Annotated in this window: 21 protein-coding genes; 8 read left to right on the top strand and 13 right to left on the bottom strand. The window is 33.1% G+C overall.

Annotated elements, in window-relative coordinates; genetic code table 11:
* Positions 1 to 69: 69 nt before the first annotated feature.
* On the top strand, positions 70 to 198 hold the full coding sequence (locus OIU83_RS15190; RefSeq protein ID WP_264207113.1) for a hypothetical protein: 129 nt from the start codon (positions 70 to 72) through the stop codon (positions 196 to 198).
* Positions 199 to 285: 87 nt separating this feature from the next.
* On the opposite strand, the gene OIU83_RS15185 is transcribed toward OIU83_RS15190, so the two are convergent.
* From OIU83_RS15185 to OIU83_RS15160, 6 genes are all read right to left on the bottom strand, one after another.
* Positions 286 to 987, bottom strand: a complete 702-nt coding sequence (locus OIU83_RS15185) for a DUF2971 domain-containing protein (protein ID WP_264207112.1) — start codon at positions 985 to 987, stop codon at positions 286 to 288.
* 37 nt (positions 988 to 1,024) lie between these two features.
* Entirely contained in the window at positions 1,025 to 2,851 is a 1,827-nt protein-coding gene (locus tag OIU83_RS15180; RefSeq protein WP_264207111.1) for an ABC transporter ATP-binding protein, read from the bottom strand.
* A 79-nt stretch (positions 2,852 to 2,930) separates the two neighbouring features.
* Positions 2,931 to 3,131 carry a hypothetical protein gene (locus OIU83_RS15175; RefSeq protein ID WP_264207110.1) on the bottom strand — a complete coding sequence of 67 codons (201 nt, stop codon included), beginning with the start codon at positions 3,129 to 3,131 and terminating at the stop codon, positions 2,931 to 2,933.
* Positions 3,132 to 4,859 carry a phospho-sugar mutase gene (locus OIU83_RS15170; RefSeq protein WP_264207109.1) on the bottom strand — a complete coding sequence of 576 codons (1,728 nt, stop codon included), beginning with the start codon at positions 4,857 to 4,859 and terminating at the stop codon, positions 3,132 to 3,134.
* A 158-nt stretch (positions 4,860 to 5,017) separates the two neighbouring features.
* The gene (locus OIU83_RS15165; protein WP_264207108.1) at positions 5,018 to 5,974 is read right to left on the bottom strand and encodes a glycosyltransferase family 2 protein; all 957 of its coding nucleotides are present in this window, start codon (positions 5,972 to 5,974) and stop codon (positions 5,018 to 5,020) included.
* A gap of 5 nt (positions 5,975 to 5,979) precedes the next feature.
* Positions 5,980 to 6,513, bottom strand: a complete 534-nt coding sequence (locus OIU83_RS15160; RefSeq protein ID WP_264207107.1) for a DUF4199 domain-containing protein — start codon at positions 6,511 to 6,513, stop codon at positions 5,980 to 5,982.
* Between the two features lie 247 nt (positions 6,514 to 6,760).
* Between OIU83_RS15160 and OIU83_RS15155 the strand changes: the two genes are divergently transcribed.
* Together OIU83_RS15155 and OIU83_RS15150 are read left to right on the top strand one after the other, a co-directional pair.
* Positions 6,761 to 7,012 (top strand): type B 50S ribosomal protein L31, encoded by a 252-nt coding sequence (locus OIU83_RS15155; protein ID WP_039112250.1) that lies wholly within the window; start codon positions 6,761 to 6,763, stop codon positions 7,010 to 7,012.
* Between the two features lie 181 nt (positions 7,013 to 7,193).
* Positions 7,194 to 8,369, top strand: coding sequence for a GlmU family protein (locus OIU83_RS15150; protein ID WP_264207106.1), 1,176 nt, complete (start codon positions 7,194 to 7,196; stop codon positions 8,367 to 8,369).
* A 62-nt stretch (positions 8,370 to 8,431) separates the two neighbouring features.
* Here the strand turns inward: OIU83_RS15150 and OIU83_RS15145 are convergent, their stop codons facing one another.
* The gene (locus OIU83_RS15145; RefSeq protein WP_264207105.1) at positions 8,432 to 8,875 is read right to left on the bottom strand and encodes a PepSY-like domain-containing protein; all 444 of its coding nucleotides are present in this window, start codon (positions 8,873 to 8,875) and stop codon (positions 8,432 to 8,434) included.
* A 201-nt stretch (positions 8,876 to 9,076) separates the two neighbouring features.
* Here OIU83_RS15145 and OIU83_RS15140 point away from each other — a divergent pair, with 201 nt between their 5' ends.
* Positions 9,077 to 10,711, top strand: coding sequence for an ABC-F family ATP-binding cassette domain-containing protein (locus OIU83_RS15140; RefSeq protein ID WP_264207104.1), 1,635 nt, complete (start codon positions 9,077 to 9,079; stop codon positions 10,709 to 10,711).
* Positions 10,712 to 10,788: 77 nt separating this feature from the next.
* Here the strand turns inward: OIU83_RS15140 and OIU83_RS15135 are convergent, their stop codons facing one another.
* The 3 genes from OIU83_RS15135 to OIU83_RS15125 are packed head-to-tail and all read right to left on the bottom strand — an operon-like array spanning position 10,789 to position 14,296.
* Positions 10,789 to 11,946, bottom strand: coding sequence for an ABC transporter permease (locus tag OIU83_RS15135; protein WP_264207103.1), 1,158 nt, complete (start codon positions 11,944 to 11,946; stop codon positions 10,789 to 10,791).
* Between the two features lie 2 nt (positions 11,947 to 11,948).
* Positions 11,949 to 12,902: an HlyD family secretion protein gene (locus OIU83_RS15130; RefSeq protein ID WP_264207102.1), complete on the bottom strand. Its 954-nt coding sequence runs from the start codon at positions 12,900 to 12,902 to the stop codon at positions 11,949 to 11,951.
* Between the two features lie 11 nt (positions 12,903 to 12,913).
* Positions 12,914 to 14,296 carry a TolC family protein gene (locus tag OIU83_RS15125; protein ID WP_264207101.1) on the bottom strand — a complete coding sequence of 461 codons (1,383 nt, stop codon included), beginning with the start codon at positions 14,294 to 14,296 and terminating at the stop codon, positions 12,914 to 12,916.
* A gap of 264 nt (positions 14,297 to 14,560) precedes the next feature.
* Between OIU83_RS15125 and OIU83_RS15120 the strand changes: the two genes are divergently transcribed.
* The 3 genes from OIU83_RS15120 to OIU83_RS15110 all read left to right on the top strand — a co-directional run bounded on the left by OIU83_RS15120 (position 14,561) and on the right by OIU83_RS15110 (position 18,431).
* Positions 14,561 to 15,748, top strand: coding sequence for a hypothetical protein (locus OIU83_RS15120; RefSeq protein WP_264207100.1), 1,188 nt, complete (start codon positions 14,561 to 14,563; stop codon positions 15,746 to 15,748).
* Between the two features lie 126 nt (positions 15,749 to 15,874).
* Positions 15,875 to 16,978 (top strand): OprO/OprP family phosphate-selective porin, encoded by a 1,104-nt coding sequence (locus tag OIU83_RS15115; RefSeq protein WP_264207099.1) that lies wholly within the window; start codon positions 15,875 to 15,877, stop codon positions 16,976 to 16,978.
* Positions 16,979 to 17,000: 22 nt separating this feature from the next.
* A complete protein-coding gene (locus OIU83_RS15110; RefSeq protein ID WP_264207098.1) occupies positions 17,001 to 18,431 on the top strand; it encodes an anion permease in 1,431 nt (476 codons plus the stop codon).
* Here OIU83_RS15110 and OIU83_RS15105 read toward each other — a convergent pair.
* A complete protein-coding gene (locus OIU83_RS15105) occupies positions 18,428 to 18,712 on the bottom strand; it encodes a GNAT family N-acetyltransferase (RefSeq protein ID WP_264207206.1) in 285 nt (94 codons plus the stop codon). The genes OIU83_RS15110 and OIU83_RS15105 overlap by 4 nt on opposite strands.
* 336 nt (positions 18,713 to 19,048) lie before the next feature.
* Here OIU83_RS15105 and OIU83_RS15100 point away from each other — a divergent pair, with 336 nt between their 5' ends.
* On the top strand, positions 19,049 to 19,705 hold the full coding sequence (locus OIU83_RS15100) for an alpha/beta hydrolase (protein ID WP_264207097.1): 657 nt from the start codon (positions 19,049 to 19,051) through the stop codon (positions 19,703 to 19,705).
* Positions 19,706 to 19,733: 28 nt separating this feature from the next.
* Here OIU83_RS15100 and OIU83_RS15095 read toward each other — a convergent pair whose 3' ends face one another.
* Both OIU83_RS15095 and OIU83_RS15090 read right to left on the bottom strand, forming a co-directional pair.
* Positions 19,734 to 20,429, bottom strand: coding sequence for a TlpA family protein disulfide reductase (locus tag OIU83_RS15095; protein ID WP_264207096.1), 696 nt, complete (start codon positions 20,427 to 20,429; stop codon positions 19,734 to 19,736).
* Positions 20,430 to 20,574: 145 nt separating this feature from the next.
* Positions 20,575 to 21,090: a tetratricopeptide repeat protein gene (locus tag OIU83_RS15090; protein ID WP_264207095.1), complete on the bottom strand. Its 516-nt coding sequence runs from the start codon at positions 21,088 to 21,090 to the stop codon at positions 20,575 to 20,577.
* Between the last annotated feature and the right edge of the window lie 118 nt (positions 21,091 to 21,208).

Here is a 21,208-nt window from a genome sequence, read left to right as displayed (position 1 = left end):
GCCCCAACGCAAATTATGACAATATGATTGATTGGACTACTAAATTTTCAGGTTTAATAGTGGCTGGTTATGTTAACATTAAAACAGGATTCAAAAAATAAAGCACAAAAGTCATTTGATCCGATTAAATTAATTCCAAATTATATTGGAATACCTATTACTATGAAATTTGGAGAAGGAGAAGAGAAGAAATATTAATATAATTTAAAAAAAATGATTGTGGTTTAATGGTCCCATTATTTTTTAACTTACACAGTTAGTGAGATACTACCAAAATAAAAAAAACTAAATCAATATATCACTCTCCAGATCCGATTTTTCGATATCAAAATCATAACCTAGTTTATGAACTAAATCAATTACGAGTTTTTTATACCAGTTCTCCGATTTAGGATGAATGTATAATCTTTCGATAAGATGTTTAAGGTCAACACTGATTCTTAATCCATCATTAATTTTAATATCGCTTTTGGAGGTATCTGTAATTATTCGTACCTCGCGCTCATATTGAAAACTTTTTCTTTTAAATAAAAAAGGAAAGAATAAATCGTCAAACGGAATGTATTCTTTTTTGTAATCGATGTAATTTACTTCGCCTATATACTGATCAAAACAGTTTTCTCGTTTCAATGCTTTTTGCAATCTCCCAATGGTAGATTGAATTGCTAATCCTTCGCTGTTTTGGGTAAATATCTGCCACATGGCAAACGATTCGTACTCATTAATATGCCAACTGCTTATTGCTACTTTTTCGCGATGCGTTTTGTAATAATTTATAAAATCGGGATTGTCTATCGCGAGCTTTTTAATCTCTTCGTAAGTAGGTTCGCTAAACGTGCCCTCGTACTGATCTTCAAATTTATCAGAACGAGACATGAATAGTTTTTTTGACATTAATAAGTCCAGGAATTTAGATAAATCTAAGTATTTCCAAACAATAGTATCAGGATCTTCGGGAAGGGTTATGTTTGAATTGTGACGATACATAAGTTTTACAGCTTAGATATCTCTAAATTATGAAAATTTATTCAAACGACTGCATGCTAACCAATTTATTATAAGTTCCGTTTAGAGCTATTAGTTTATCGTGAGTTCCTTGTTCTACAATTTTACCCTTTTGCATGACAACGATTAAATCTGCTTTCTGAATAGTAGATAAACGGTGCGCAATAACAATCGAAGTACGGTTTTGCATCATGTTTTCAAGTGCTACCTGTACAAATTTCTCGCTTTCGGTATCCAATGCAGATGTTGCTTCGTCAAGAATCATAATTGGAGGGTTTTTAAGTACAGCACGAGCAATCGATAAACGTTGCTTTTGTCCGCCCGAAAGTTTGTTTCCGCTATCTCCAATATTAGTGTAAATCCCTAATGGTAATTCTTTTACAAATTCAAAAGCATTTGCGATTTTTAAAGCTTCGATGATTTCTTCATCGGTTGCATCTAATTTTCCTAATGAAATATTAGCTTTTATAGTATCGTTAAACAAGATGCTATCCTGAGTAACCAATCCCATTAAACCGCGAAGTGAATTTAAAGAAATGTCTTTAATATTAACATTGTCGATTGCAATGCTTCCTTGGTTTACATCATAAAAACGGGTAAGTAAATTAGCAATTGTACTTTTTCCGCTTCCAGATTGTCCAACTAATGCTACAGTTTGACCTTTTTTAATTTGAAGAGAAAAGTCTTTTAATACATTTTCGTCTTCATATTTAAAGTTGATGTTTTGAATAGTGATATCCGAATCAAAAGTTGATTTTTCTACAGCATCAACTTTACTTGTAATGGGGTTTTCCTGATCAAGAATTTCCAATACACGTTCTGCAGCTGCGTTACCTCTTTTTACTCCATAAGAAGCTTTAGAAATCGCTTTTGCAGGTGTAAGGATATTGTATGCTAGTCCCATGTATGCAATAAATGAGGCGCCATTTAATGTTTTTTCGATTAAAACCATTTGGCCACCGTACCAAAGTAAAATTGCGATTACCATGATTCCCATAAATTCACTTGCAGGAGAAGCTAAATTCTGGCGATTACCAATACTATTTGATAATTTAAAAAAACGTTGAGTAGAGTCTTGAAAAACACTATTAAAATAATTCTCAGAGTTGTATCCTTTTACCACTTTCAATCCGCCTAATGTTTCTTCAATAGTAGATAAGAATATACCTTGCTCTTGCTGCGCTTTGGTTGATTGTTTCTTTAATTGTTTCCCTATCAAAGAGATAATGTAACCAGAAACAGGAATAAAAATAAAAACAAAAAGAGTTAATTGTGGGCTTATAGCAAGCATAGCAATAATTGTAAACACAATCGTAAGCGGTTCTTTTACGATAAGTTCAAGAATTGCAAGAAATGAAGTTTGTACTTCGTTTACATCACCTGAAATACGAGAAATAACATCACCTTTTCTTTTTTCGGAGAAAAATGATAAAGGTAATTCAAGTGTTTTTTTATACATCGCATTACGCATATCTCTTAAGACACCATTTCTTAAAAAAGTAATGAAAAACATGGCGAGATAATCACATAAGTTTTTCAATAAAAATATCGAAATAATTACTGCTACCATTATCGATAGTGTGTAACCTACTCCATAAGCATCAGTAGCTTGTGTGATGAAATAGCTTAAATAGTTTTCCCCAAATTCTTTTATTTCCCAGATTCCTTTATAAACAGGCATGGTAGTATTTCTTTTGGTCTGGTCAAATAATACCTGGATCATAGGGATCAATGCCATAAACGAAAGCGTACTAAATAATGCATATAGAATATTAAAAAAAATGTTCATGTATGCATATCTTTTATATGGAAATATAAAAGGGAATATTTTTTTGAAATTGTTCATTTATTTTCTTGTGTTATTTTCTGCTATAGCTATGGGTTTTTCCAATTTTTCTAGCAATAATTTTTTTCTGGTAATCTTGTTAGGTATTTCGTGATAAACTCAATTGTGCACACAGTGTGTGCACAATTGTAATGTTTAACTTAATGAAACTTTGTGTTTTATTTTCGTAATCTCTATTTCTTTGATTAACAGTTTTTGCAACAATATGATTTATCTTGTCTATTAAATCGACAATCGAATTTAATAGTTGTGGAGCGTCATTTGTTGCCAGTGTATTCATTTAGATTAAATGCATTGCTGCAATAATGTTTTTTATTTTTTTGTCTAATACAGCTTCAGTTGCATCAAAATCTTCTACAGAGTCAAGATGAGTATTTACACTAATGTAAAATTTAATTTTAGGTTCAGTTCCACTTGGTCTTGCACAAATTTTAGAACCATCTTCAGTATAATAAATTAATACATTCGACTTCGGAATAGTCATTTCTGATACTTCATCCGTCAATAAGTTTAATGCCGTTGAGGATTGATAATCTTCAACCATTATTACTCTTTGTCCGTTTATTTCTTTTACAGGATTTTCGCGTAAATTAATCATCATCTGACTAATTTCTTCTAACCCTTGCATTCCTTTTTTTGTCAATGCAACTAAGTGTTCTTTGTAAAAACCGTGCTCAACATAAAGTTTTAAAAGTTCTTTATAAACAGAACTTCCACTAGCTTTTGCCTGGGCAGCCATTTCGCAAATTAATAAAGTAGCAGCAACGGCATCTTTATCACGTACAGCATCGCCAACCATAAATCCAAAGCTTTCTTCTCCACCTCCAATAAATTCAAGCTCAGGAAAGTCTTTGATCATTTTGGCAATCCACTTAAAGCCTGTTAAACCTACTTTACATTCTACATCGTAACTGGTTGCCAACTCCATCATCATAGGAGTCGAAACAATAGTAGAACCTACGAATTGTTTTTCGTTAATTTTTCCAGCTTTTTTCCATTGTTTTAATAAAAAAGAAGTCATTAAAACCATAGTTTGATTTCCGTTTAGTAAAATCATTTTGCCTTCGTTGTTACGAACTGCAACGCCTAAACGATCACAATCAGGATCAGTACCTACAACAATATCCGAATTGGTTTTAACAGCCAGTGCCAATGCCATTGTTAGTGCCTCTGGTTCCTCGGGGTTTGGCGATTTTACAGTTGGAAAATCACCATTTGGAACCGCTTGCTCAGGTACAATATGTACATTAGTATAACCCGCTTGAGATAAAGTAGGAGGGATCGATTTTATCGAAGTTCCGTGTAGCGAAGTAAAAACGATTTGTAAATCCTCTTTGGCTTTAGCCGGAGTATTAAAGCTGGCATTTTCTATAGATGATTCTATAAATGCAGTATCAATTTCCGTGTCTATATATTCTATTAATTTCTCGTTAGCGTGAAATTTAATTTTATTATAATCCAAGCTTTCAATCGTAGCAATAATCGCTGTATCTTGCGGAGGAACAATTTGTCCGCCATCTTTCCAGTATACTTTGTACCCATTGTATTCTGGGGGATTGTGAGATGCTGTAAGAACAATTCCGCATTGACATCCTAAATGTTTAAGTGCAAAAGATAATTCCGGAGTCGGACGCATATCTGAGAATAGATATACATGGATTCCATTTGCCGAGAAAACATCAGCAACAACTTTGGCAAGTGTATTACTATTATGACGACAATCGTAAGCAATTGCTACTTTTAGTTTTTCGTTAGGGAAAACTTTATGCATATAATCCGATATCCCTTGCGTGTTTTTTCCTAGTGTATATTTGTTGATGCGATTGCAACCAACACCCATTACACCGCGCATTCCACCAGTTCCGAATTCCAGGTTTTTATAAAAACTTTCCTCAAGGTCTTTTGGCGATGTTGTCATCATTTCTTTAATCGCCGCTTGAGTTTCATTGTCAAATGCAGGCGTTAGCCACTCGTTTACAGCAGTTAAAATGTTTGGTGCTATATTCATTTGTATATTATTTAAAATTTTAAGTCAAAAAAAATTAATGTAATCTCAGGAGTTTTTATCACGATTTCTCGAAGCAATCTCCTGCTATTCGCTATATCTTTATGTTTTTAAAGAAAAAACATAAAGGATGCCGCTGCTATCAGGGCTAGGGATTCTCGTTAAAAATTAACTTCTCGTGCTATTTTATAACGTTCTTCATTATTTTTGGTGCGTAAAATAATTTCGCCCAAGAAACCAGCAAGAAATAATTGAGTTCCCAATATCATTGTTGTTAATGCAATAAAAAACCAAGGATTACTCGTTACCAAGTTATAGCGCATTCCCATGTACATATGATACAATTTGGAAACTCCGATATAGCCCGCCAGTAAAAATCCAATTATAAACATAACCGAACCTATGGCTCCAAATAAATGCATCGGTCTTTTTCCGAATCTAGAAAGAAACCAAATCGTAATTAAGTCAAGGAAGCCATTAATAAAACGTTCCATTCCAAATTTGGTTTCGCCATATTTACGAGCCTGATGTTGTACTACTTTCTCGCCAATTTTATTGAAACCTGCATTTTTTGCCAAAACCGGAATATATCGATGCATTTCTCCCGATACCTCAATGTTCTTAACAACTGTATTTTTATAAGCTTTTAATCCGCAATTAAAATCGTTTAATTCAACACCCGAAGTTTTTCTTGCAGCCCAATTAAATAATTTTGATGGTAAGTTTTTGGCTACGACAGAGTCATAGCGTTTCTTTTTCCATCCCGAAACCAAATCAAATTTCTCTTTGGTAATCATTTCGTACAATCCAGGGATTTCCTCCGGACTATCTTGCAAATCGGCATCCATAGTAATGATAACATCACCATTTGCTTTGGCAAAACCAGCATGTAAAGCCTGTGATTTTCCAAAATTCTTCATGAAACGAATTCCTTTTACATGCGGATTCTCATTAGAAAAACCTTCAATAATATTCCAAGAATTATCTGTACTTCCATCATCTACAAAAATGATTTCATAAGAGTAATTGTTAGATTTCATCACTTTAATGATCCATGTGTATAGCTCCGTAAGTGATTCCTCTTCGTTAAGAAGCGGTATTAGTATAGATAAATTCATTTATTTTATTCTTGATATGAAGTTTTGCTTTTAAAAAATGCAGCCATAATTAAACCAAAAATAGAACTGAAAACAATACTAAAAACAGAACCTTTGAGAAGTTCTATAATAGAATAAGGATTGCTTTCTTTCATTTTTGCTATTGCCTCGTTGATTGCGGCTGCAGGTGTACCGAATTTTTGCATCATGCCTACGGTATATTTTATCATTAAATTGCTTAATGTCTCTTTTGCTCCCGGATCAATGAAGTTGAATAATACTATATTAAAAAGAGTAGATATTAAAATTCCGATTACAGCAGCAATAAAGTAAGTTGTAAAGGCATCCTTGAAAGGAAAAACACCATTTAGTTCCTTTTTTGTCTTAGTAAGTAAAACGATACCTAATATAAGGTATATCAAAATTCCTATAGATCCAACCCACCATGAAGTGAAAAGATTTAGATTGATTGCGTATATAGTTGCGGTAATCAATGCAGAAACAACTCCAATTGCTATTCCGAAGGTAATTCCATTCTTTTTTATAACCTCATTAATCATAATCTATATGTTTTAAAATTAATCCACAAATATAGCAATTCCCAATATATTCATTGATAAAAAATGCTTTTCGATTTTAGATAAAAAAAACAGGGCAAACGTTTGTTTATTAAAAAATAATTGTAAATTTGCAAACTGAAATAATTAAAAGTTTTAAAACAAAAAAGAGTAGTTGAGTTTACACCTTTTTCTAACCATGGAAAAGCTTCAAAATTAAAGCGCTCTAAACAATAAATAAAAAGAAAAGATGAAAAAAGGAATTCACCCAGAAAATTACAGATTAGTTGCATTCAAAGACATGTCAAATGAAGATGTGTTTATCACTAAATCTACTGCAGATACAAAAGAAACAATAACAGTTGATGGTGTTGAATATCCAGTTGTAAAAATGGAGATCTCTAGAACATCTCACCCTTTTTACACAGGTAAATCTAAACTTATTGATACTGCAGGACGTATTGATAAATTCAAAACTAAATACGCTAAACACGCTAAATAATTTTAGTTTGTTTTTAAATAAATCAAAGCCTTCCTTTTTGGAAGGCTTTTTTTGTGTAATTATATCACGTTAACTGTTGATTAAGAAGCCTCGACGATAAACGAAACAAATAAAATATTTGTAACTTTGAACTCGATAACCAAATCAATATTTTAATAAATTGCCAAATTAAATTAATTTTATGAATTACATTCTATTTGACGGGCCCGTCCGGAATGCCTTATTACCTTTTACATTTACACGACCTGTTGCCGATATTTTAATCGGGATAATGACGATACGTCAAAAGTGGGAAATGCATTTGGGATCAACAACAACTACAATAACCGAAGAATATTTATCGGAGAAATATCCGATGGTTGAGCTTGAAGAAAACGTGATGATTAATGCTTCTTTTTTGCCAAATATTGATTTAGCAGATCTCGTTTCGGATTTAACAACGAATCAAGCCATCTTTAAAGGAGACGAAGTAATCGCTTTTCATACAAATGAAAATCAGGAAGAAGTCGATTTTGATACTTATGAAATTATTCAGTACAACGGTGATTGTATAACTGTAGAGCATACTTGGGATATTTTTTCAAAAAATGACGCTGCAATTCGTGAAGATTTTAATTTCTTAACCGAAGACAGGAAATCACAGCCTATTCCGAAAAGTGTAAATACGATTGCACCTGAAAATATATTTATAGAAGAAGGAGCGAAATTAGAATTTGTTACTTTAAATGCTTCTGCTGGTCCTATATATATAGGAAAGAATTCTGAAATCATGGAAGGTTCAGTAATTCGAGGTCCTTTTGCTTTATGCGAAAATGCACAAGTAAAATTAAATGCCAAAGTATATGGAGCTACAACTGTAGGTCCTGGATCCAGAATAGGTGGAGAGGTTAAGAATTCGGTTCTTTTTGCAAATTCAAATAAAGGACATGATGGATTTTTAGGGGATTCAGTTTTAGGAGAGTGGTGTAATATTGGTGCAGACACTAATAACTCGAACTTGAAAAATAACTACGAGGAAGTAAAACTATGGAGTTACGAAACAGAAGGATTTGCCAAAACAGGACTTCAGTTTTGTGGTTTAATGATGGGAGATCACAGTAAATGCGGAATCAATACGATGTTTAATACTGGAACTGTAGTAGGAGTAAGTGCTAATATTTTTGGTACTGGTTTTCCTCGCAACTTCGTGCCTAGTTTTTCTTGGGGTGGAGCAGCAGGATTTACAACATATGTTACCAAGAAAGCTTTTGAAACTGCACGATTAGTTATGGGACGTAGGAATATCGATTTTGATGATATAGAAGCTGGAATTTTGGAGCACATTTTTGAGGAAACTAAAAAATGGCGTAAAGATTAAAAAATTAAAACCCCTCAATTTCTAGAAATTGAGGGGTTTTAATTTATGATTGAATTCGGTTTTTATTTAGCAATCTTGATAAATTCGCCTTTAGAGTTAAATTTTAATTCTAAGCCGTTACTTAGTTTTGCTTCATATCCCAGAGTGCCTTTTTCTATTTTTGTTATTTTGTCTTTAGCAAAATTGGTCTTTACATAAGATGCTATTTTACTTGGAATAATAGATGCGGGAATTGAGGCGCTTTTTCCATCAATTTCTTTCCAATTTCCTTTTCCGTCAAATTCGATTTCTAGTTTATTTGCAAATTGAACTTTGTATTCTTTAGAGAGGATTTCTTTATCCTCAAGTATGTAAGTCGGTTCTTGTTTTGCAAAGTGAGTTTTTAAAAAAGTTTGTGCATTTGCTGGTAATGCAGCTTTTTTAATTACTGTTTTTTGTGCATTTGCAGAAAGTCCAAATATTAATCCTGCAATTAGGCTAGCTGCCAAGTTTAATTTCGTTCTCATAATTTCCTGATTTTTAAATTCTTATACAAGGTATAATAAAAAAATGAAAAGATGTAAGAATAATTGTAAAACTTGAAAAAACTAAGATGTCGGGTATTGATTGTATTGCCTAATTATCTAATTAATCTATCTTTGCACTTTCAAAAAAATACTTGCTGAGAAGTCTAAAAATCTAAGCAGTCTAAAAATCTAAAAATCTATATGATTACAGTTAATGATATTTCAGTTCAGTTTGGTGGAACTACACTTTTTAGCGATGTTTCTTTTGCTATAAATGAAAATGATAAAATTGCCCTTATGGGTAAAAATGGTGCGGGAAAATCGACACTTTTAAAAATTATTGCTGGTCAAAGCAAGCCTTCAACAGGAAATATCTCGGCTCCAAAAGATGCTGTTGTGGCTTATTTGCCTCAGCATTTGTTAACTACCGATGGAGCAACTGTGATGGAAGAAGCATCAAAAGCTTTTGGTGAAATTTTCCAAATGAAAGCCGAAATTGACGAAATCAATGAGCAGCTAACGGTTCGTACAGATTACGAAAGTGATGCTTACATGAAATTAATCGAAAGAGTTTCAGACCTAAGCGAGAAATTTTATGCGATTGAAGAGGTGAACTATGAAGCTGAAGTTGAGAAAATTTTAGTTGGTTTGGGTTTTGTACGTGAAGATTTTAATCGTCAAACTTCTGAGTTTTCAGGAGGTTGGAGAATGCGAATTGAATTGGCTAAAATTCTTTTGCAAAAGCCAGACTTAATCTTACTGGATGAGCCTACAAATCACATGGATATAGAAAGTATCCAATGGTTAGAAGATTTCTTATTGAATCAGGCAAAAGCAGTTGTAGTGATTTCACACGATAGAGCATTTGTAGATAATATTACCAATCGTACTATTGAGGTTACAATGAGAAGAATCTATGATTATAAAGCCAAATATTCTCATTATTTAGAGTTAAGAAAAGACCGTCGTATACACCAACAAAAGGCATATGATGAGCAACAAAAAATGATAGCGGATAACAGGACTTTTATTGATCGTTTTAAAGGAACGTTTTCTAAAACAGATGCTGTTCAGTCTCGTGTTAAAATGTTAGAAAAGCTTGTTATTGTACAGGTTGATGAGGTGGATAATTCGGTGTTAAAATTAAAATTTCCACCAGCAGCACGTTCAGGACAATATCCTGTTGTGGTGAAAGATTTGTCAAAATCTTACGGAGATCATGTGGTTTTTAAAGATGCAAATATTGTTATCGAAAGAGGTCAGAAAGTGGCTTTTGTAGGTAAAAATGGAGAAGGAAAATCGACTATGATCAAAGCTATCATGAAAGAGATTGGTATTGATGAAGGAAGTGTTGATATTGGACATAATTCACAAATTGGATATTTTGCTCAAAATCAGGCTTCTTTATTAGATGAAAATGCAACAATTTTTGAAACTATAGATGGTATTGCTGTTGGGGATGTTCGTACGCAAATAAAGAATATTCTAGGCGCTTTTATGTTTCAGGGAGATGATATTACTAAGAAAGTAAAAGTGCTTTCTGGAGGAGAAAAAACACGTTTGGCAATGATAAAATTATTGTTGGAACCAGTTAACTTGTTGATTTTGGATGAGCCTTCGAATCACCTGGATATGAAAACCAAAGATATTATTAAAGACGCTTTACGTGATTTCGACGGAACTTTAATCTTAGTTTCTCACGATCGTGATTTCCTTGACGGATTAGCAACTAAGGTTTTTGAGTTTGGTAATAAACGTGTGAAAGAGCATTTTGAAGATGTTGCCGGTTTCTTGGCGCATAAAAAAATGGATTCTATGAGAGAGATCGAAAAGTAGTTTTATAATTTATATAAAATCAAAAAGCATAAGACGTTTAATCTTATGCTTTTTTTTATGACTTAAACGGAAATGAATTAAGCTTCTTTTAAAACACTTTTCTTTTTAAAATATAAAGCGATATATGCTGCAATAAAACAAACAACGCCTATGATAATCATGTTCCAAATAGGTTTTGTAGTTTGAGTGAAAGTTCCATCCTCAATAATCAATATTCTAAAGGCCTTTAAGAAATGAGTTAACGGAATCACATTCGCAATTGCTTGTACCGCTACAGGCATTTGGCTTAAAGGCCAGGTAAAACCGCTTAGGATAAAACTAGGGGTTGCAATAACCATTAAAATCTCTGTTGCTTTTAATTGATTTGGAACTAGAATACTCACCAGAATACCGATGAAGGAGACTGAGAGTACGAATATTCCAGCTATAAATGTGAGAGGAAGTAAGTTGTCGTAAAAAGGTAATCTAAACCATAGTGTAAAAAGCCAATATATAAACCAAATACCAAAACTCATAAGCATATAAGGAATGATTTTTACAGCTAGTAGGTTTAAAATTGAAGGACATCTTTTTACAAGATCTTTAAAAGTTCCGTTCTCAAATTCTGAAGCAAAAGAAAGAGCTAATCCTAATAAAAGAACTTGCTGCAGAACAGTTGCTAAAACTCCTGGCCAAAGAAAGTACATGTAGTTAGTGCTTCGATTGTATTTTTTTATAAAAGTAGTTTTGAATGGTTCATACTGCGACAGAAGTAAATTCTCGGGAACACCTTGTTTTCGTAAAGTTTCAATTTGAATCCCTGCTTTTAATGTTCCAAGGCAGATTTGTATTGCAGTCGATGCATAATTGGCGGTTAAAACATTAGAAGTGTTTACGATGGTTGTGATTTCCGGATATTTCTTGGTGAGTGTCATTTTTTCGAAATCTTTCGGGATAATAACAACACAAGTCGCTCCTTTTTCAATAGCAATCTTAGATAGATTATTCTGGTCGTATAGAATGGAAGCAATAGATAAAACCTCATTATCTTCGAACATTTGAATTGCTTTTGAACTTAATTCCGTTCGGTCTTGGTCAACAACAATTATGGGTAAATCGGTTACTTTACCTTTGCCATAAACATAACCCAATAGAACTCCATAAAGTATTGGTGCTCCAATAAAAAGCAATCGGAGAACTTTGTTGCTCCAAAATAATCGGAATTCCCGTTTAAGCAATGAAAAGAAATTTTGCATAGTTAAAGAGATAAAGTAACGGTTGTTTTTGTAATTAGATCTTTTGTTTCTTCATTATTGGAAGGTGTTATTTTTATTTCGAATAAACTTTCCTGCATTTCATAATCTGGGTATGCGGTTGCTATGTTTCCATAGGCTCCCAATTGTTTTATCGTACTGATAGTTCCTTTTATGTCTGCTTTTTTATAAGGAACATGAACCGTTACTTCTTGTCCTTTTTTAAATTGTCCTAATTGATTTTCGGGTATTGTAAAGCGAAAATAGGTGCTGTTGGCAACGTAACCATTAAATAGAGTATATCCTGGTAATGCTAGTTCACCTACGGTTAAAGTTATAGTTTCAATGCTCATATTTTGAGGAGCGATTATATAACGTTCCTTATCGGCAGTTTCTACTTCTTGTAGCGCGCCAAGGGCTCTGTCTTGTTGACCTAAAGCCATTGTTTGTTGTTCTATTCTAGCACCTTTTTTGGCATCGTCAAGTTCGGCAATAACGGCATTGTATTGCGCTTGGGCACCTTGATATTTGGCGAAAGTTTCATCGTATGTTTGTTGTGATATTAAGGAGTCTTTAAGCATGTTTGTTAATCGTTTGATTGATTTTTGAGCAAACTCATATTGTTCCTTTAATCCCATTTTTTTAGCTTCCAGTTGTTTAATTTGGTTTTCGGTAGCTCCCTTTACAGCCATTTTGTATTGTGCTTTTGCAGATATAACAGCGCCTTCGGCTTGGTTTTTCTTAGCATCTACTTCCGGAATATCAAGAATTGCCAGAGTATCTCCTTTTTGGACTATATCTCCTTCTTTGACAAAGATTTTTAAAATCTTGCCAGGTATTTTGCTTACAACAGCAATTTGTTCTTTTTCTATTTTTCCCTGAATTAAATTTTCTATTTTTTTCTTTTGACAGCTTATAAAAAGGAAAATTAAACTGATTGTAATAATTACTTTTTTCATAGAATAGAACTTTATTTAGATAATTTTTTTGATAAATCGCCAGTTGTAATTATGGTTTCAATAGCCGATAATCGCTGCTCGATTAGGGTTGTAGTTTTGTTTACCGACGCTTTATATGAATCATTTTCTGCTTCAAGACGTTCGGATATATTGATAAGACCTTCTTTGTATTGTTTAATTGCCAGATTTAAATTATTGCCAGCTACTTTTTCTTGTTGTTGTGTGATGTCAATTTTTTGGGTAAGAACACTATAGTCAACAAAGTTTTTTTCGAGGAGTAACTCTAGTTTTTCTTTAGCATCATCAATTTGATTTTGTACTTGTTCAATGTTAATTTTTGCTTCATGTACTTTGTGTTTTCTTTCGAAGCCTGAGAATACTTCCCATTTCATTGCTGCACCCACAACCCAATTATTGCTTATGGTTACCTCGTTTAATCCTAGATATAATGCTTGATTTATTCCTGTAATTATTGGTGTTGTAGCGTTGGCATCAAATAGGCTTGAATAAGAAACTCCTCCAAAGGCTCCTAAAGTAGGAAGATAGGTTCCTTTCTCTTTTTTTAATAAATATTCATAGGCAGTTTTGAACGATTCTAAGGCTTTTATTTCCTGTTTATTTCCTGTGTTTAATTTTTCATCGGTAATTAAATATGGAATTAAATCGTATTGAACATTGTCTATTTCGGAACTAGAATATCCTGTTAAATATTGAATTTTTTTATATACTAATTTTCTTTTTCCGTCAAGCTCTATTTTTTTTGAAGTAAGTTCTAATGTGGCTAGCTTAATTTTATCTCTGTCATAAGGAATTGCAAGTCCTTGTTCTATGGCTTTTGTGACACGTTTGGTTTCTGTATCTAATCGTTTTTCGCTGTCTTTTATCAGTCTGTCGATTTCTTTTAGTAGCACTAATTGATCGAAAGTATTTATGACATCTTTTATAATTTGATCTTTCTCGGACTCTTTTAAAAATACTGTTCCTTTAGTTTTCTCATGAATTGCTTTGGCTCCATTAGGGATTTGCATACCGCTAAATAAGACAGTTTTTGCCATTACACTTCCATTAAAAATATTTCCATAGTTTTTAAAAGCTGTTTTTCCATCGAATAGAGGATAGTTAACAATCGGTATGGTTGCAGTAGGAAGATCTACAGTTAATTTATTGTCAAAATAGGAGTACAGGGCACTAGCTTCGACAGTAGGGATGTATTTGTTCCAAACCCCTTTTTCCTGAAGGTTTAATTTTTCAATATCGAGGTCTTTGTTTTTCAAAGAAGCACTTTTCTCTATGGCTATATAAATGGCATCCTGTAAAGTTGGAGAAACCTCTATTTGGGCATATCCGTAAGTTAAAGAAAGAAAAAAAAGGAAAATAGATAAATGTTTTTTCATCGCAATTTTGTTTCAGGGGGTGATAAATTGGAAATGGGTTTTGTAAGACATTGCAAACGAATAGGCGCATAGGAAATACGGTTATTTACAAAGTTAAGAATATAACTCTTACATTCTTTCTTTTATCGGAAGTAAATTGTTAAGCTATGTTAAAATGTTTTTGGTGAAATTTATTTGTAAAACAGAAAGTTATATTGCAATGTTAGACTTTGTGTATTTTTTTATACCTTAGTGAAAGTATTAATAAATTAACTATTTTTTAACATGAAAAAATGTGTCTTGTTTTTAGTTGTTTTAATAGCTGGCTTAGTTAGTTTTCCTGTATTTTCTCAAACAGATAATGAGCCAGTAGCTTTAGGTTTGCCGGGAGATAATCTTAATTTGTATGCTGTATTAGATGTTTTTCAAAAATCAAAGACATTGGAAGATTTTGAAAATGCATTAAATGATAAAGATAATAAGATTAATAATTTAGATTTAAATAATGACGGCCAAACGGATTATATTCGGGTTGTGAGCCAGAAAAATGGCAACAATTATTCAATAGTACTTCAGGTTGATGTTAATAGTAATGAGAAGCAAGATGTAGCAGTTATTGAGGTAAATAAAGATAAAAATAATAATGTTCATGTACAGATTATCGGTGACGAAGATTTGTACGGGAAAAATTACATTGTTGAGCCTGCAAGTGTAACTGCTGGCACGCCAAATCCTGGTTATAAAGGAGACGGTACAGTAATTGTAAATAATAATACGACAAATAATTATAATACAACGACGAGTCCCAATTATGTAACTACAAGTGTAAGTGCTTGGCCTGTGGTATTGTTTATGTTTTCCCCTTTATTTGTGCCCTATGTATCTCCTTGGCATTGGGGATATTATCCTTCCTACTGGCGTCCTTGGCGTCCAGTGTATTACCATGATTATTGGGGGTATCATGGACATTATTATAATAATCGCTATTATCGAAGAACTACTGTTATAAGAAATCCAAGATATTACAATACTTATGTTACAAGAAGAAATACATCTGTAGTTGTTAGAGATAATAGAGTTAATGGGCGATACAATACTACGTATAATGGTAGAACTTATAATAGACCTGCTCCGGTAACATCAACGCGACCAGGAAATACAAGACCAGGAACAACGCGTCCTACAAACCCAACAACAAGACCTGGTGGGACACGACCAACGAATCCATCTTCAACAAGACCTGGTGGAACGCGCCCGACAAATCCATCTACAACAAGGCCGACACAACCAGTGACAAGACCAACTACGCGTCCGGTTAGTCCAACTAATCCGTCTACTCGCCCTGTTGTTAGACCAACACAGCCTACGACACGTCCCACAAGTCCGGTGACACGTCCTACGACAACAAGACCTGCAACACCAAGGCCTGCGGCAACACCAAGGCCGACAAATCGTGGTTCTGAGAGAAGATAAGAAGAGAAGAGATTGAAAAATAAATTTTAGAATCAGCTAGTATTAGCTTAATTATTATCTATGAAGCTTATGGGGAAATCTATGCTGATCAGAATATTTTTGATATTTCTTATAACACCTTTTTTTTTGAAAGCTCAATCAGTAAAGGATACGGTATATGTTATTTTAAAAGAAAAAGAAAAGGAAATAGTTTACCCGAAATTTAAATTTAAAGGGCTTTTGCAAGTGCGTTATTTAGGATCTATTACAGATAATGTAGATGTTCTGGGGGTTCAGCATACAATAGGAGAGGTGACAAGAAGTTCATTTGATGTTAAAAGAATGCGAGTTAGTGTTGCTGCAAACTTGAGTGAACATACCGAAGTTGTTGTTTTGGTTAATTTAGCCGATTTTAAATCGGATCCGGAGAATAAAGTTTTAGAGAATGCTTATGCAAAATATACTTTTAATAAATATATAGCTTTTACAGGTGGTCAATTCAGACCTGGTTTTGGTATTGAAGAAACGGTTCCTGTAGATATTATAAAGTCATTTGATTTCTCAAATCAATATTATGAGTTTGGCAAGAATGGCTGGACGAGTTTCCAGATAGGAGCTTCAATGACTGGAGCTGTTGATCTTGGAGAGATTCCGATAAATTATGCTGTTTCTGTTTTAAATGGAAATGGGAGAAACCAAGCGATGGATAAAGATAGCGGGAAGCAATATTCTACTCGAGTTGTTTTTGGATTGTCTAAAAAACATAGTATTAATTTAGGACTCAATGGAGGTACTGGAAAAGTTTATACACAGGATGTGTTTGCTTTAGGGGCAGATATTGCTGCTGATTTTAAACTTGCTGATAAGCTCACTTTCGATGTTCAGTTTGAAATTAAGCAAGGAACCAATCATAATTTGTATTATTCCTTGCCTGTTGATGCTAGAACTGCATATGTAAATGATTATCAAATGAGAGGTTTTTATTTCTTGCCTAATTTTAGATACGCAGTCAATTATAAGAAGCTTACTTCCCTCGAGTTTTCAAGTAGATATGAGTATTTTGATTCTAATTTTAGGGTAAATTCGAATGTAAGGCAGACTTTTACTCCAATGATAAGCTTAGAATTTGGAAAAGCTTATACTGGACGTATCGAAATGGGAGTTGAGATTGATAGATACAGTAAAAATATTCCAGATACATCATTTTATGATAAGGAACTATTTATAATACAATTTCAATGTAGGCTTTAGCTTAATTTAATCTTTAACTTTTATGAAAGAAGTAAAAATTCCTCAAACATTAATTACCGTTGCAGTTGGAATTGTTCTTTGGATTATACCAGCTCCAGATGGGGTTAAAATAGAAGCGTGGCATTTATTTGCCATTTTTGTAGCTACTATTTTGGGTATTATATTAAAAGCTGCTCCAATGGGGACTATGTGTATGATTGCAATTGCAGTAACAGCATTCTCGCAGGTTCTTGCTCCAGGTGAAGCTGGGAAATCAATTACGCTTGCATTAAGAGGTTTTGGAGATAAAGTAATATGGCTTATTGGGATATCCTTTTTTATCGCCCGCGGGTTTATTAAAACGGGATTAGGAAATCGAATCGCTTTTATATTTATACGAATATTTGGGAAAAGTTCACTGGGATTGGCTTACGGGTTAGGATTGGCAGATTTATGTCTTGCTCCTGCTGTACCTAGTAATACGGCGAGAGGAGGAGGTATTATTTATCCTATTATGAAATCTATGGCGATAAGTTTTGGCTCTGAGCCAGATAAACCTGAAACGCATCGAAAGTTAGGTTCTTTTTTAACGTTGAATAGTTATAATATGAACTTGATTTCATCTTCAATGTTCTTGACAGGGACGGCAAGTAATCCTATGTGTCAAAAGTTTGCTCTTAATTTAGGAATTAAAATTACCTGGATGTCTTGGGCGCTTGCGGCAATTGTTCCGGGATTAGTCGCCTTTTTTGTAATTCCATTAGTGTTATATAAAATTTATCCGCCGGAATTAAAATCAACTAAAGATGCTCCTGGAATCGCTCGTGAAAAACTAAAAGATATGGGGCCGATTTCAAGAAATGAATGGTTAATGTTATTGACATTCTTTATTTTGCTATTTCTTTGGATGACGGGAGATTTGTTTTCCATAGATGCGACTACAACTGCTTTTATTGGGTTGGTGATTTTGTTACTAACCTCAGTTTTAACTTGGGAAGATGTAAAATCCGAAAAAGGAGCTTGGGATACTATTGTTTGGTTTTCGGTTTTGGTAATGATGGCAAGTTCGCTTAATGAGTTAGGATTTATAGGTTGGTTTAGTGATTTGGTAAAACAACAAATAGGAGGATTGAGCTGGCAAATGGCTTTCCCTATTATAATTATCGTGTATTTTTTTAGTCACTATCTCTTTGCTAGTGCAACAGCTCACGTGGCGGCAATGTATGCAGCATTATTGGGTGTTGGAGTTTCACTAGGGATTCCAGGGTTGCTATTGGCGTTTATGCTTGGATTTATAGGTTCGCTTTATGGTACTTTAACTCATTATGGTCATGGGCCAGCTCCTGTGTTTTTTGGGAGTGGTTATGTTGATTTAAAGAGTTGGTGGGTAAAAGGTCTTGTAACTGGAATCGCCCTCCTGCTTATCTATATGATAATAGGTGGATTATGGATGAATATAATTGGGTACTATTAAATTCGAATTCCAGGTGGAAGCAACTCTTTGTAAATTGGGTTTTTCTTAAAGAAAACTACAATCTTAGGATGAATTGGAACTACTTTTAGTTTTCGTTCAATCGAAATTTCCATGATGCTTTTTAGCATGCTATAAAGAAAATCTTGATCTTCAAATGAATCCGGAGTATTGATTTTTGTTAGAAATATCTTTTTTTCTTGAAAAGAGTATTCGATTGTTACTAATCCTGCTGGGGTTGGGGTTTCAAATTGTCTTGCAAAGGCATTGTCTTTGATTTCCATTACTGAAATGGGTTCCATATTATTTGTTTTTATGTGGTATTTAAAAAATAGAAGGAAATGAACAATAAGTAAGATTCATTAATCTTCTTGCTAATATATAATCAGAAACAAATTATTTCTAATACAAAGGTAATCATTTGATATTCAATATCAAATGATTTTGTTTACGCGGGGTATTTTGTGTTTTAAAAATGTTGTCAGCGCATGTGTTTACTGCTACTCTGGTTTATGTTTAGTAATAATATAATGTGAAAATTGGGGTTGGTGTCGTTAAAAAGTGATAATTTTATAGCAATAATAATCTTCTTTTGTTGTTAATATTTGGAATACGATTATATGAGTAAAATCCCTGTTTATTTTATGCCTGGTCTTGCGGCAAGTGCTACTATTTTTGAAAGAATTGTATTGCCTGAAGATATTTTTGAGATGTGTTTGTTGGAATGGGAAATTCCGCTTGATAATGAATCTTTACAGGATTATGCTAAAAGAATGACACAAAATATAAAACATCCTAATCCGGTTTTAATTGGAGTCTCTTTTGGTGGTATTTTGGTTCAGGAAATGGCTAAACACATAACGGCCAGAAAAGTTATTATTATTTCGAGCGTAAAGAGTAATGTAGAATTTCCTCGAAGAATGAAAATTGCCAAAACTACCAAAGCGTATAAGCTGATACCGATGCGATTGATATTAAATGTAGAGAGTTTGGCTAAGTTTTCTTTTGGAGAAAAGATAAACAAGAGGTTAAAGCTATATGAGAAATTTTTATCAGTGCGTGATATTCGTTATTTAGATTGGGCTATTGAGCAAGTTATTCTTTGGGACAGAATTAAGATTGATGAAAGTGTAGTTCATATTCATGGAGATCAGGATGAGGTTTTCCCGATAAAGTATATTACTAATTGTAAAGTGGTAAAAGGAGGGACGCATATTATGATCCTGAATAAGTTTAAATGGTTAAATGAAAACTTGCCTAAAATCATTTTAGAATAAAATTTTGATTGCTAATAAAACTTGAAGTTTAATTTTTAGTCAGTTTAGATCTTCCTGCTATTTTATTTGTTAATGCTTCGTTTATAATTGTATTGAAGTTTGTGTAGCTTTTGGCCATTGCAACGATAGATGAAGTTCGGGGTTTATGTGGGTTTAAAACTCTACAGATGTTGATTACATTTTTATTTTCATCTATAAAGTAAGAAGTAGGGAATCCTAGAGTATGTTTTAAGCGGGCAACGAGATGAGAATCGTTAATGTAGTTCTCATTTGCGTAACAAATCGTAATGTTTTTACTGAATAATCGTGCAATTTTTTTGACTTCCGATTTTCTGTCCCAAAGTAATACTATAATGTTTACATCGTTGAGGTATTCCTTGGCAAGTTTATTTAGTGCAGGCGGGTCTCCTTTGTTTATAACACACCAAGAAGCGTAAGTAACAATAAAGACAGGTTTGTCTATAGCGCTTAAGCGCATTTTTTTTGACGGAAATATTTTTACAGTAAAGTCATCAAATTTTGTTCCTACGAGATTGTATTGGACTAGTGAGTCGAATAAACGTTGTCCTTCTAAAAAATCCTTTTCTGCATAAGCTTTATTACTGGCATTGATGTAGGGTTTGATATTGGAGCGCAGAACATTCGAAAAATAGGCAATAGAATCTTGACTATAATTTGAATAAAAAGAAAATAAAAGCAAAAATAAAAGTATTTTTCTCATCATAAAATAACTTTAATTAATGCTAATATATGAATTGTCAGACAATTGCGTTATAATGTCGTTGAAATGTAAAAAATTCCGACAAATGGTATTTAATAAAAAAAACCATCCGTTTCTGGATGGTTTTTATAAAAAGGAATATGAAAAATTATATTTTTTTCATTTGTTCTTTCATCATTGTAATTTGTTCTTTTAGCATGCCTTGTTTGTCAAGTTTCTTTGCTTCATTCAATAAGTTTGTAGCTTCTAGTTTTCTACGGCGTGACATAGCAACACCTGCTAAGTTTAATTTGGCAACAGCCAAATCCATATCCATAGATAAACCAAGTTCAATTGCTTTTTTGAAATATTTCTCGGCTTGATTAATATTGGTTTGAGAAACCATGATACCATGTAGGTAATTAAAGTAACCTTGTTGTTTTCTTACTAAAGCAGTTTCTGGGTTTTTGATGTATGCTAACCATTTTTTAGCACCTTCAAAATCTTGTTTTCTTAATTTCAAGAAGGCTAATAAGATGAATTCATTTTTAAAATAAAGGAAAATTGGAATTCCAGCTAATAATATAAGGAAGATTCCGTTTCCGATATTACTTTCTGTAAATTGCCAAATGCCAGCAACTACTAATAGTCCGGCTAAAATAAGTTTAATATTTCTGTGAAACATAATAGGTGTATTTTTGTGATTGCAAAGATAGTAAAATGAATTAAAAATATTTTTATAAAACTACTTGCCAGAAAAAAAAGTCTTTGTATATTTGCACTCGGTTTTAGGATAAGAGTAT

The organism is Flavobacterium shii, assembly GCF_025847235.1.
Lineage (GTDB): Bacteria > Bacteroidota > Bacteroidia > Flavobacteriales > Flavobacteriaceae > Flavobacterium > Flavobacterium shii.
The sequence above is the reverse complement of the archived record's forward strand: the minus strand, read 5'-3'. Positions and strand labels throughout refer to the sequence as shown.